Source organism: Psychrobacillus vulpis (genome assembly GCF_006861825.1).
Classification (GTDB): domain Bacteria; phylum Bacillota; class Bacilli; order Bacillales_A; family Planococcaceae; genus Psychrobacillus; species Psychrobacillus vulpis.
The window spans coordinates 40,310-52,961 of the sequence record NZ_VDGI01000017.1 but is presented as its reverse complement, the minus strand read 5'-3'; the positions used below and the strand labels follow the sequence as shown (position 1 = coordinate 52,961).

Below are 12,652 nucleotides of genomic sequence, written 5' to 3'. Positions count from 1 at the left end.
AAGCTCATTAGAGGGCTTTTACGCTTCTTTTATAGTTAGATATTATTTCTCGCTCTTAGTTGTATCTGATTCTTCCGTTGCATTTGTTTCTTCTTTTGGAGCATCAGCAGCAGCTAAAAATTCATCAAGTGCAGTCTCTAAGTCTTTGTCTTTGATTTTAATGTCTGCATCTTTCATCATTTTTGCTACTTTTGGTAATAATGTAGAAGTGTCAGCTTTCTCAAGTTTTAATTTTTTCTCAAGTTCTGCCTTTTTATCTTCATATGATTCTTTGATCGTACGTTTATCAGTTACTTCGATTACATGGAAACCATGTTGTGTTTTAACTGGATCACTAATAACGTTTTTCTCTAATTTGAATGCAGCATCTTCAAATTCCGCTACCATTTGTCCTTTTCCAAACCAACCTAGTTCTCCACCAGTATTTTGCGCAGCAGGTTCTGTAGAATATTCTTTTGCAACTTCTGCAAAGTCTTTACCAGATTCAAGTTCAGCTTTTACTTTTTTCGCTGTTTCTTCATCTGCTACTAGAACGTGACGAGCATTTATTTCATTTTTAATATTTTCATATTCTGCTTTAACTTCTTCTTCAGTTACTTTTACATCTTCAGTTAAAGCTTTTTCTTGCAATAAATTAAGTTCTAAATATTTTTTATAAGATTCTTCTGTATAGCCTTGTTGTCCAATTATCGCTTCAAAGTTTTCACCAAATTGCTCCTTGTCCGCTTTTAACTGGTCATTTACTTCATCTTCCGTAACTTTATACTTAGATGATAGTACTTTTTCGATCATTAGAAGTTGAAATGCTTGATCGCCAATTGATGATTTCATTTCTTCATATAATTCGCTTTGTGTGACATTTCCAACCTTTGATGTGGCAATTACTTCACTGCTGTTTGCAGAATCATTGCTACATGCTCCTAGTGCAAGAACAGATGCTGCAAGTGTTAATGACAATACTGTTTTTTTCATGAAATTCTCTCCTAACTTCTTCATGCTGCAGTTGTTACTATAACATAAACGAAATAAAAACGAAAATGGTTCCCTATCATTTGCCTACCGAATATTTGAAGTATCGCATAGGATACATGGAATGGGAGGTGTTTAAAATGAGTGGACATTCTAATTCCAGCTCCGGATTTGCACTGATTGTTGTACTGTTTATTTTGTTAATCATTGTGGGAGCAGCGTTTCTTTACTAAAGAAGGGATGGACTAAGATCGTGTAAGACGATCTTGGTTCCTCTTTTCATTCCTATTATATCAAAAGAAATGACCCAGCATCATTAAATGATTGGGTCAACTTTTTTTTATCCTTAAACTGTATAAACTAATTCCACGTAGAAGGAAACAAGAAGAATCGTGATTAGTATGTTAATCGTACGGAAGATCTTCGTATGTTTTTCTTCAGGAATTTCTCTCGACATTATTAGTGCATATGTCATTCGATTAATTTGTAGCAAATAAAATGCTGAGAATAGAACTAACGTAAATATAATCATGTCTAGACTCCCTTCATATACTAGTAAGCATATCAAAGAAGGAACATAGTTTACAAGTAGTAGTTATTGTTAAGTATGGACGGTAGCTATTAATATTTCATAACCTGCATCTGTTTCTTCGATAAGTGCCTTCTTCGGTGATTTAAGTAAATTTTTCACATATATTAAATCGATCAAACACATACCACAATGATAAGCTAACAAAATTGTAAAGTAATGTGCGAATATAGGTAAAAGTAATGCTGCAGTAAGAAGAGCTAAATTGATAAAAATAAATGGTGCTAATAACGAAAAAACGAATATATTTTTATTAATAGGCTCAAAAATACGAATAGAAACTATCGGCAAAAAGCCAAATTGTTTTTTTATAGAAAATCTCACTTTATCTCTGAAACGAAATAGTGGAATATAGTGAAATAATTTATGAGTTGGATAAATGCTAAAAAAAGCAAGCACAAATATCCAAAAGTAATCATCTGATTTAGATGTATCGTTTATAATTCCTAACAGAACATATGCGAAAGAAAAAACGGTTATTACTAGAAGAGAAGACAGTAGAAATAGTCGGTCCAAACCATATTGTTTTTTCACATTAATTGTTTTCCAACAGTGCAAATTGTATGCATCTCCTAAATATTGATGGATATCTTTCAGATACATACAATACGATGTTTACTTGTAAAAAGCAATACAAAAATTATTAAAAATTTTAGAGCGCTTACAACGGTTGGTGTTACTCAGTTTGTTTAAAGGTATTATCAATATTTTTAATAGAGCGCTCAAAAATTTCCATAAAGTCATCTCCGTAAATATTTCGTATTACCGCCATAACATCTAAAAATTCTGGAAACTTCCCGTACAGATCCTTCATTGGTAACGAACCATCTATAACGGAGTGAGGCGTATCATGATAGTTTTCATACATTTCTTCAAGTAATGTTTTTCCTTCTGGCGTCACATCTACATATGTATTGCGCTTATCGGTATCTCTTTTAGAAAAAGCGAGTAGTCCGCGCTCCTCTAATTTCTTCGAAAAATTAAATGCTGTGGAAACATGCATAACTCCAAACTTAGCTACATCCGAAATAGTAGCACCTTCTAAATGATAAGATATCCATAAAATATGATGTTCATTAATATTCAAATCATAAGGTTTTATCCATGCTTGCCAATCTTTTTCAACTGCTTTCCATAGTGCTTTTGAAAGTTGTGCAATACGCTGACTATAGAGCATTGCTTCTTTCATCGTATAATCCTGTCCTGTCATTTCAATCACTACTCTCCCGATTATTTTCTTTCGAATATTATAGCAAGAAAGTAAGTAAGTTGAAACAAAATAAATAAATATTATGAATAAAATAATAAGTGATAGAAAAAGAGGTAATGCGTTTAATCATCATTAGTGACTAAATGCATACCTCTTTTTTTATTCTGTAAATGTTTTTTGGGGTTTTGGAAGCGTTCGCTCTAATTCTTCCACTGCTTGTTGAATCGAAGTGATTTCTGCTTGAAGCTGCTCTTGAATTGGAGCAGTTTCATTTTGCCATTGGGCAACGCTCGATTTTAGTTCATCAATAGTTTGAGGAATCACTTCTTTAGATTCTTTACCTAATAGTGTAATCGAGTTTTTAAGTTGTTGAAGCTGCTGCTTCACATCTGATACTTTGTCACGAACATCAAGTGAAGTAGATTTCAAAGTAGAACGAAACTCGCCACCGGATTGTGGAGTGGAAAGAAGGACGGTAGATGCTCCAACAACTGCACCAGTTAGAATCCCTAATATAAAATGTGTTGTTTTCATTTGACTCCCCCTTTGCTTATAAATATTATTCCTTTCCTTGACATAATTAAAACATAATATTGTAAGCAAGAAAAGAGATTGGTGATTCTTACGAAATACTAGAGCTAGTTGGATAGAACGAAATCGGTAAAATAGATATATCGATTGAAAAGCAATAAAAAAAGCTTTCCTTAAAAAGGAAAGCGAATATTTTAAACTGATATTGCTGTTTCGAATTTTGACCGTTTAATTAGTTTTCCGACAATCGGATAGATAACAAAGAATGCAACTGCATTGATGACGATTGCAGGAAGTACGACTAAAACAAATAATTCTTTAAATAGTGCATCTGCATCAAATACGAAAATAGCACTAGATAAAAATATAGTTCCAGATACTAGCGTTCCTACACATGTAAGAACAATTGCAGCAGGAATTTTTTTAGCGTATTTACCAAGTAAAAGGACTAATCCCAAGAAAACAAATGCAGTTACGGTTTTATCAATGACATTCGGAACAAATCCTCCTGGAAATGTAGAAAACAAACCAGAAATAATTCCTGTTGAAATACCAAGTAAAAATACACTTTTTACTTCAGGGAACAATAGAATGCCAATAAACATCATCGTTAACATGAAATCTGGCTTCATCCCACCATTAAATCCGGGGATAATAATATACAGAACTGCACCGACCGCTATCAATAGGGCCATTAATACTAAATTTTTTGTATTCAATTCTCATCTCTCCTCAGCTTTTCTAAGCTCTAATTTGTAAGCTTCCTCTAACGTATCCTCTTGATCGTTAGCAAGAAACTTACCTATGATTGTAAGGCTTTTTTACTTTGATTGCAATAACTAGTTCTTTAACTTCTCGAATAATTCTTTTGCCAAATCTTGAATAATTTCAGGTGTATATGTTTTTTCTTTTGTATTCCATGTAGCACGGAAACCATCTGTTTGATCGTAGCGTGGGATAAAATGTAAGTGAAAATGGAAAACACTTTGTCCAGCAGGTGCCCCATTATTATTTAGTAGATTCATGCCAACAGGACCGAATGTTTCTTTTAACACTGTCGCGATTTTTGGGACAACTTTAAACAAATTACTTGCTTCTTCTTCAGATAAATCATAGACATTTTCTTTATGGTTTTTAGGAATAACAAGGGCGTGTCCTTTTGTCAGTGGCATTATATCCATAAATGCATATACATGCTCGTCCTCATAAATTTTTGCACTAGGAATGGAACCGTCAATTATTTTACAAAAAATACATTCACTCATGTAAAAACCTCCTATTCATTGTTACGATGAGTTTACCATATAATGAAACAGACTGTTGAAAAAATTATGTAATTTAGTTTTAGGAAAGATAGATGTATCGTAACATCTTCTAGTTTATGTGCAGAATCTAGTTTAGAAGAAGGACAAGCAATTTTTCAAGGTGGTTTTTGTAACAGTATCGATCCAGCTCCAGCGCCTTGCCCCTCGGGGTCAAATGTGAAAAAGCTGTGGTGGCTGAGGAGCTGCCTCCTCGCTTTTCCCCATTTGCCTGTCGGGGCAGACATAGGCGCTTGCGCATTTCTAATTAGAAATGATTTTTCGTTTTAGCTTTGGTAAACTATTTAGTAGAGATGAGGTGCAAAAATGACAGTATTAGAAGTAAATAATGTGACAGGTGGATATACGAGAAAGCCTGTATTACACAATCTAAATTTTTCAATAGGTAAAGGAGAGTTAGTTGGATTAATTGGATTGAATGGAGCAGGGAAAAGTACAACAATTAAACATATTATTGGGACGATGAACGCAGCAGAGGGAGACATTCGGTTAAATGGAAAAACGATGATAGAGGACCCAGCATTATATAGATCTTCTTTTTCATATATTCCAGAAACTCCTGTTTTATATGATGAATTGACGTTAAATGAGCATCTGCAGTTGACTGCAATGGCATATAACTTAGACCAATCTGTATTTGAAGCGAGAAAAGACTCTCTATTAAAAGAGTTTAGAATGGAGAAGAGGCTAAACTGGTTCCCAACGCATTTTTCAAAAGGAATGCGCCAAAAAGTTATGATTATGTGTGCCTTTTTAGTAAGCCCTTCTTTATATATTATCGATGAACCATTTGTAGGTTTAGATCCACTTGGAATACAGTCACTGCTCGATCAAATGCAAGCTAGAAAAGAAGATGGGGCATCTGTTCTAATGTCTACACATATATTATCTACTGCAGAAAGATATTGTGATCGAATTCTACTTTTACACAACGGGAAAATTAGAGCACAAGGAACGATGGATGATTTGCGAGCTGTTTTTAAAATGCCACATGCAACGTTAGATGACCTATATATCGAAATGACAAAGGAACAACAAGATGAACAACTTGCGTGATGTATGGAATAAACGATTCGTATTTTATATAAATGAGTTGCAAAAATACTTAAAGTATATCTTTTCTGGTCATATTGCAATTGTGCTTGTTTTTGTAATAGGAGCAGCGGGGTATGCTTATAGTGAATGGCTAAAAACAGCACCTACAAATTTTCCAGCTTTTTTACTTGTTGCTTTCATCTTAAGCCTGGTATTCATGATTAGTCCTCCCGTGACACTAATGAAACAAGCTGATAGTGTTTATTTTCTACCTTTGGAAACAAAGTTAAATGATTATTTAAAACTAGCTTTGAGATGGACATATTTTTCTAGTGTCTTTATTGCTATCGCTTCATTTATTGTCTCCATACCACTGCTTACAAAAGTAGGTGGGGTATCGAAAAATGAGGTTTTTGTTCTTTTTATACTTGTCTTAATCATTAAAAGTTGGAGTATGCTTGTTGAATTTAATTATCGATGTGCTTCAAATGGTAAGTATGTGTGGGTAGATCGTTTTGTGAGATTTCTTTTAATGTTTTCAGCATTATATTTCATCTTAAATGCAAACTTTATTGTCGCATTGGGGATAGTAATTATTTGTGTGATATATCTTGTTGCTTGGCAAAAAAAGAAAAAAGAGATGTCATTTCCATTCGACCATTTCATCGAAGTGGAACAATCTCGCATGATGCGTTTTTACCGATTTGCTAATTATTTTACAGATGTTCCCCATATTCGAGGAAAGATAAAGAGAAGAAAATGGTTAAATAGTTTTTATAAGATTGTTCCAAATGGGCAAAAGAATGCGCAGCTTTACTTAGTAATGCGAACGTTAATTCGAACAGACGATTATTTTTATTTATGGGTTCGATTAACTTTTTTATCGGTTCTAGGGACTGTTTTCATACCATTTCCAATAGTAGCGATTGTTTTCTCCAGTGCACTTGCATTTGCAACAGTTATTCAGCTAAAACATGCACTGCTATCTGGTCATGAATTCCGAATGGATTTGCTATTCCCTATTAATCCGGATGCTAGAAAGGCAGCTGTAAATAAATTGCTTCGTATGATTCAATTGGTACAAGCAATATTTGTATTACTAGGAGTACTTATTCAAGGGAATTATTCGTTACTTATGTTGCTGGTTCCGATTGCAGTATACGTTATATCGGAACTAACGGTTCGAATGAGTAAAAAATAAGAAAAGGGCTGTCGGTAAATCATAGCCTACAGACTGTAGACAAACACTAAAACAAGTTTGTCACAGTCTTTTTTATTTTTATATAGAATTGATTAGGTTTTCCATAGTCTAACCGATCGCTTTCCGTGGGCGAGCGCCGAGCCTTTCCCGCAGGAGTCGAGCGGACGCTTCTCCAGACCAATAAAAAGCTAAGTGCAACTTTTCTATTTTACTCATTCATTTATTAATTGAAATAGACAGAAAAAATGAGTTTTCTATATAGGATTGATTAGATTTTCCGAAGCTAACCGCTCGCTTTCCGCGGACGAGCTCCGAGCCTCCTCCTTCGCTTTGCTTCGTGCGGGGTCTCGTCTGCCTCGCTTTTCCCGCAGGAGTCGAGCGGACGCTTCTCCAAACTATTGTTACCTTTCTATTTTAATCTTGAGTTGATGTGAAATGGTGACAAGAAGCCGAAATCATAAACTCAATCAAATAGAAATGATAACAATCGTTTAATTAGTTTTCGGCAAGCCCATCTAGTACATAGTTGGAAGCTGTAATCGGTTACCTTTTGAAAAATTTGAAAAGGTGGAATTAAAGAAATTAAATATACTGCTCCATTGTTAGCATTTTCAGCTGTTAACGTTGATTGATTTGTTTTCGTCATTATACCCATTTTTCATAGAACTTGTTGATTTGGAACGGGGAGTGAAGACTCCTGTGGGAATGCATGAGTCTTAAGAGCCTGCAGGGTGTATAGCGAGGGCACTGCAAAATAGTATGATTTTTAGTATAAATACTTTTTCATTTCTAGAAAATCGTTGAAAAAGGCGACACTCCTGCGGGAATAGCGTTAGCCGAAGACCCCGCAGCGCAGCGAGGAGGCTAAGGCAACGCCCGCGGAAAGGGAGGCCACTGAAAAAGTCATTTTTTTTCAAAAAATAAAAACGAAATCCCATAATTCCTTCACTTTTTAGGGTGTTTATGGGGACGTCATGCCAATTTTGATACAAATATACTTCTCAAGTGGTGACTTTATTTTCTGAATTTTGGTTTTTCAGTGGCCTCCGGAAAGGGAGCCGTTTCAACGATTTTCATATTTATAGGAATATTGGACACCCATCTGGTAAAGCAGAATTATAGTAACTTTTTCAGTTCCCTCCCTACGCTTGAAGCACTGAAAAGCTGTCAATTATTTAAGAAAATACTAGAAAATCGTTGAAAAAGGCGACACTCCTGCGGGAATAGTGTAGCCGAAGACCCCGCAGCGAAGCGAGGAGACTGAGGCAACGCCCGCGGAAAGGGAGCCGCTTCAACGATTTTCTTATTTATTGGAATATTGGACTACCTCATCTGGCAAAGTCGAATTATAGGGACTTTTTCAGTGCCCATGAGCATAGTGAACGTAGAGGCTCAAAATTACTGGAGTGCGACGGATACAACATCCTCTACACGATTACCAAAAAAGAGAACCGAGGAAATGACTGTGTCACTTCCTCGGTTCGTATTAATAGTGTAGTAGAGAAATAATCCAAACTAAAGTAATCCAGATTATGGTTGATTCTAATAAACTATCAAATTAGATTTGAGATTTCTTTATTCCTCGTTTTGATATTGAATAGCAGCTAAACCTAGTGTTTTTGCAGCAAGGAGCATTGCTCGTTCATCAAAATCAAATTTCGGGCTATGATGTGGGAAAACCTCTCCTTGAGGCATTGCGCCTGTAAAGAAAAATGTTCCTGGAATTTCTTCTAAATAATAGCCGAAGTCTTCACCTATCATATGAAGAATAGATTCCTGCACATTTTCTACCCCAGGGACTTCACTTGCAACTTTTTCTAGAAATTCAGTTTCTAGTTTGTGATTAATAACTGGTGGGTATCCTCGGTCATATTTGAATGAATATGTACAATCATTTGCAATACAAGTACCTTCTATAACACGTTTTAACTCATTTTCCATTAAATCACGAACTTCTGGATTAAAGGTACGCACTGTACCAGCAAGTTTTGCTGAATCTGCAATAATATTAAATGCATTTTCCGCTACAAATGAACCGACTGAAAGTACAGCAGATTCCGTAGGGTTTACTCGTCTAGATACAAGTTGCTGTAAGTTGACAACAAGTTGAGAAGCTGCAACAATTGCATCCTTTGCTTGGTGGGGATTTGCACCATGCCCGCCTCTACCTTGCACTGTAATTTCAAAACGATCGGCTGCAGCCATAATAGGACCCGATTTGTACTCAATAGTCCCAAAAGGAATTAATGACCATAGATGAGTACCAAAAATAACGTCTACTCCATCTAAACAACCAGCTTCAATCATCGGTTTTGCTCCACCAGGTGCATACTCCTCTGCATGCTGATGGACAAATACATATTCACCAGTTAGCTGTTCTTTTAATTGATTCATTGTTCGTGCAAGAATAAGTAATGCAGCTGTATGTCCGTCATGTCCACATGCATGCATTACACCATCAACTGTAGATTTATAAGGTACATCTTTTTCATCTTGAATTGGAAGAGCGTCAAAGTCTGCTCGAAGCGCTACTGTTTTACCAGGTTTAGCACCTTTCACTCTTGCTACAACTCCATTGCCTCCTACATTTGCTTGAAACGGAATACCTAAATCTGCGTAAAAATCTTGAATATACTGGGCAGTTTTCGTTTCTTTAAATGAAACCTCTGGATGCATATGTAAGTAACGGCGAATAACTACCATATCTTCAAAAGCGCAATCTAGCTTTTCTACTAATTCCATGTTCATTTTCTTAACCCTCCATTTAATATATTGCTTACATTATAGCAGAAAAAAGAAGCCTTTATTAGGCTTCCTCGTTTTTAATGGACTTATAGGTGGAGATGTATGGTGCACTCGTAAACAATTTTTGTTTATCTGCAATTTTATCGAAGTCAAATGCTACTGATTTCTGCCATACATCAAAACTGTTTGAACCAGTCCACTGAGTTAATATAATATACGTGTCCGATTTAATCGGTTTTAAAACACGAAGTGCGATGAATCCAGGTTCTCTTTCTATAGTACTTGTTAAATGTGTGTACTTATATTCAAAAATGGGACGACCTTCCTCCGAGACGGGTACATGCTGTAAAACGAAATATCCTTTCTCGGACAATTGACCTAAAGTTTCCATTACCTCAAATTTTCTTGGAGCTTGAAAAAAGGATTTTCCAGAGGTTTCATGTATTAATACGGAGTTTCCTAATCCATGAAGATGATACATGTCTTCCTTTGCGTATTTTGCTTTTAGTGATTCCATAAATTCAGGTGTTCCAGATGTCATATAAAAATTCATACTAAGTCCTCCAATTTAATATTTCTATTACTTTTCCCATTTATGAATGTTTAAAAACTCTTTGTCCAAATAAAGACTGGAAATACAGGACAAATTTATGACAATTACACTATATATATATACAATAAAGGAGAGAAAGGCTATAGTGGAAACGTATATTTGAATAGATAACAAGTAACCTTATAAAGCAAATGTTTGGTGATATGAAAGCGAAGCATTAGTTGTAGCAGTCATGCAGTTCTAAAAATGGTGTGAAGATTTAGAAAAAATTATCCATTTTAGTAGTGTGCCCTATTGCCTGTTGAATTAGGTTAATCCCCTGGCTGATGGCACAGATTTTATAAAGAAATACATCGAGAAAGCTGATGAACTGTTTCTACGACGAGCTTGCGCAGGAGTAAAATAAGCCAAAGTAAATTTGATATGAGAAGAAAGGTAGGAAAAAATGGAATGACAACTTTTAACGATACACTACTTCGTGCTGCACGAGGAGAACAAGTTACGCACACCCCAGTTTGGTATATGAGGCAAGCGGGAAGATCTCAACCGGAATATAGAAAAATAAAAGAAAAGTACTCATTAGAGCAAATTACGCATGAGCCAGAGCTATGTGCATATGTTACACGTCTACCAGTTGAAAATTACAACGTAGATGCTGCAATTTTGTATAAAGATATTGTAACACCTCTTCCAGGTATTGGTGTAGATGTAAAAATAAAAGCTGGTGTTGGTCCAGTCATTTCTAATCCAATTCGTACCGTACAAGATGTGCACAATCTTGGTGATTTATCTCCAGAAGATGATGTGCCTTTTGTATTAAAAACGATTAAATTGTTAACAACTGAACAGTTAAATGTTCCATTAATCGGTTTTGCAGGAGCGCCTTTTACTTTAGCAAGTTATATGATTGAAGGCGGCCCATCTAAAAGCTATAACAAAACAAAAGCATTTATGGTATCTGAACCAGAAGCATGGTTCACTTTAATGGACAAGCTTGCGGATATGATTATTGTTTATATAAAAGCTCAAGTAAAAGCTGGAGCAAAAGCGATTCAAATTTTCGACTCATGGGTAGGAGCTTTAAATGTAGAAGATTATCGAATCTTTATTAAACCTATTATGACACGTATTTTCTCAGAACTTCGTGAAACTGGTGTACCACTTATCACTTTTGGAGTTGGAGCGAGTCATTTAGCAATGGAATGGCATGATCTACCTGTTGACGTAGTAGGGTTAGATTGGCGTTTATCAATTGAGGAAGCTCGTGCAAAAGGAATGACGAAGCCTCTTCAAGGTAACTTAGATCCATCCTTCTTAATAGCTGATTGGGCAGAAATTGAAAAACGAGCAAAAGTAATTATTGAACAAGGTGTTGCTCAACCGGGACATATTTTTAATATTGGACACGGTGTTTTCCCAGAAGTAAACCCTGATACATTAAAACGTTTAACAACTTTTATTCATGAATATAGTAAAGAACTTATTGCAGCAAAATCTAACTAAACTTTTTAGAGGTGACAATCATGAAAAAAACAATGGGACTATTAGTAATGGCATATGGGACACCATACGAAGAAGCAGATATTGAACGCTACTATACGCATATTAGACATGGTCGTAAACCAAGCGAGGAAGCGTTAGAAGATTTAACAAATCGTTATAAAGCTATTGGAGGAATTTCTCCGTTAGCGAAAATTACGCAAAACCAAGCAGAAGGTCTGTGTAAACGATTGAATGAAGTGCAAGATGAAATTGAATTCAAAGTGTACATTGGTTTAAAGCATATTGAACCTTTCTTGGAAGATGCTGTGGAACAAATGCATAAGGATGGAATTACAGAAGCCGTTTCTATTGTGTTAGCGCCTCACTTCTCAACGTTCTCTATTAAATCGTATAACGGTCGTATTAAAGAAGAAGCAGAGAAACTTGGTAACCTAAAAATTACTTCAGTAGAAAGCTGGTATGACGAACCGAAGTTTATCCAATATTGGAGCGAGAAAGTAAGTGAAGCATTTGCTTCATTGAAGGAAGAGCAACGTGACAAAGCTTGTTTAATCGTTTCAGCACATTCTTTACCAGAAAAAATTCTTGCGATGGGTGACCCATACGCAGACCAATTGAACGAAACTGCAGATTTAATCGCAAAAGCTTCAAGTGTGAAGAACTATGCAGTTGGATGGCAAAGTGCGGGACAAACACCAGAACCTTGGATTGGTCCAGACGTACAAGATTTAACACGTGAATTGCATGAAGAAAAAGGATTTACAACTTTTGTTTACACTCCAGTTGGTTTCGTTGCAGAACACTTAGAAGTACTTTACGATAACGACTATGAATGTAAAGTTGTTTGTGATGAAATCGGTGCTACATATATTCGACCAGCAATGCCTAATGATCAAGCTTTATTCATCGATGCAATGGCAGATGTAGTATTAAAACAACTTCGTGCTTAATCATCATTGAGACAGTAATCTAATATTAATTTTCAGTAAGTTGT

15 protein-coding genes are annotated in these 12,652 nt (G+C 35.6%); 5 read left to right on the top strand and 10 right to left on the bottom strand.

Going from position 1 to position 12,652, the window contains the following annotated elements:
- Positions 1-42: 42 nt before the first annotated feature.
- Positions 43-972 carry a peptidylprolyl isomerase gene (locus tag FG384_RS14615; RefSeq protein WP_142643348.1) on the bottom strand — a complete coding sequence of 310 codons (930 nt, stop codon included), beginning with the start codon at positions 970-972 and terminating at the stop codon, positions 43-45.
- A gap of 137 nt (positions 973-1,109) precedes the next feature.
- Between FG384_RS14615 and FG384_RS14610 the strand changes: the two genes are divergently transcribed.
- The gene (locus FG384_RS14610; protein WP_142643347.1) at positions 1,110-1,202 is read left to right on the top strand and encodes a YjcZ family sporulation protein; all 93 of its coding nucleotides are present in this window, start codon (positions 1,110-1,112) and stop codon (positions 1,200-1,202) included.
- 113 nt (positions 1,203-1,315) lie between these two features.
- Here FG384_RS14610 and FG384_RS14605 read toward each other — a convergent pair whose 3' ends face one another.
- The 6 genes from FG384_RS14605 to FG384_RS14580 all read right to left on the bottom strand — a co-directional run bounded on the left by FG384_RS14605 (position 1,316) and on the right by FG384_RS14580 (position 4,564).
- A complete protein-coding gene (locus FG384_RS14605) occupies positions 1,316-1,501 on the bottom strand; it encodes a hypothetical protein (RefSeq protein WP_142643346.1) in 186 nt (61 codons plus the stop codon).
- Between the two features lie 69 nt (positions 1,502-1,570).
- The gene (locus tag FG384_RS14600) at positions 1,571-2,116 is read right to left on the bottom strand and encodes a DUF3267 domain-containing protein (RefSeq protein WP_142643345.1); all 546 of its coding nucleotides are present in this window, start codon (positions 2,114-2,116) and stop codon (positions 1,571-1,573) included.
- A gap of 118 nt (positions 2,117-2,234) precedes the next feature.
- Entirely contained in the window at positions 2,235-2,768 is a 534-nt protein-coding gene (locus tag FG384_RS14595) for an HTH-type transcriptional regulator Hpr (protein WP_142643344.1), read from the bottom strand.
- 159 nt (positions 2,769-2,927) lie between these two features.
- Positions 2,928-3,302, bottom strand: coding sequence for a YtxH domain-containing protein (locus tag FG384_RS14590; RefSeq protein WP_142643343.1), 375 nt, complete (start codon positions 3,300-3,302; stop codon positions 2,928-2,930).
- A gap of 191 nt (positions 3,303-3,493) precedes the next feature.
- Positions 3,494-4,018, bottom strand: coding sequence for a tryptophan transporter (locus FG384_RS14585; RefSeq protein ID WP_142643342.1), 525 nt, complete (start codon positions 4,016-4,018; stop codon positions 3,494-3,496).
- A 120-nt stretch (positions 4,019-4,138) separates the two neighbouring features.
- Positions 4,139-4,564, bottom strand: coding sequence for an HIT family protein (locus FG384_RS14580; protein ID WP_142643341.1), 426 nt, complete (start codon positions 4,562-4,564; stop codon positions 4,139-4,141).
- Positions 4,565-4,927: 363 nt separating this feature from the next.
- Here FG384_RS14580 and FG384_RS14575 point away from each other — a divergent pair, with 363 nt between their 5' ends.
- Both FG384_RS14575 and FG384_RS14570 read left to right on the top strand, forming a co-directional pair.
- The gene (locus FG384_RS14575; protein ID WP_142643340.1) at positions 4,928-5,677 is read left to right on the top strand and encodes an ABC transporter ATP-binding protein; all 750 of its coding nucleotides are present in this window, start codon (positions 4,928-4,930) and stop codon (positions 5,675-5,677) included.
- Positions 5,661-6,857, top strand: coding sequence for an ABC transporter permease (locus FG384_RS14570; protein ID WP_142643339.1), 1,197 nt, complete (start codon positions 5,661-5,663; stop codon positions 6,855-6,857). The genes FG384_RS14575 and FG384_RS14570 overlap by 17 nt, the downstream gene beginning before the upstream one ends.
- A gap of 463 nt (positions 6,858-7,320) precedes the next feature.
- Here the strand turns inward: FG384_RS14570 and FG384_RS14565 are convergent, their stop codons facing one another.
- From FG384_RS14565 to FG384_RS14555, 3 genes are all read right to left on the bottom strand, one after another.
- Complete coding sequence (locus tag FG384_RS14565) at positions 7,321-7,503, bottom strand: hypothetical protein (RefSeq protein WP_142643338.1); 183 nt, start codon at positions 7,501-7,503, stop codon at positions 7,321-7,323.
- Positions 7,504-8,432: 929 nt separating this feature from the next.
- Positions 8,433-9,605, bottom strand: a complete 1,173-nt coding sequence (locus tag FG384_RS14560; RefSeq protein WP_142643337.1) for a M20 metallopeptidase family protein — start codon at positions 9,603-9,605, stop codon at positions 8,433-8,435.
- Positions 9,606-9,663: 58 nt separating this feature from the next.
- Positions 9,664-10,155: an antibiotic biosynthesis monooxygenase family protein gene (locus FG384_RS14555; protein ID WP_142643336.1), complete on the bottom strand. Its 492-nt coding sequence runs from the start codon at positions 10,153-10,155 to the stop codon at positions 9,664-9,666.
- Between the two features lie 450 nt (positions 10,156-10,605).
- On the opposite strand from FG384_RS14555, the gene hemE reads away from it, so the two are divergent.
- Together hemE and hemH are read left to right on the top strand one after the other, a co-directional pair.
- On the top strand, positions 10,606-11,658 hold the full coding sequence (gene hemE, locus FG384_RS14550) for a uroporphyrinogen decarboxylase (protein ID WP_142643335.1): 1,053 nt from the start codon (positions 10,606-10,608) through the stop codon (positions 11,656-11,658).
- Between the two features lie 17 nt (positions 11,659-11,675).
- Complete coding sequence (gene hemH, locus FG384_RS14545) at positions 11,676-12,608, top strand: ferrochelatase (protein WP_142643384.1); 933 nt, start codon at positions 11,676-11,678, stop codon at positions 12,606-12,608.
- The last annotated feature ends 44 nt before the right edge of the window (positions 12,609-12,652 follow it).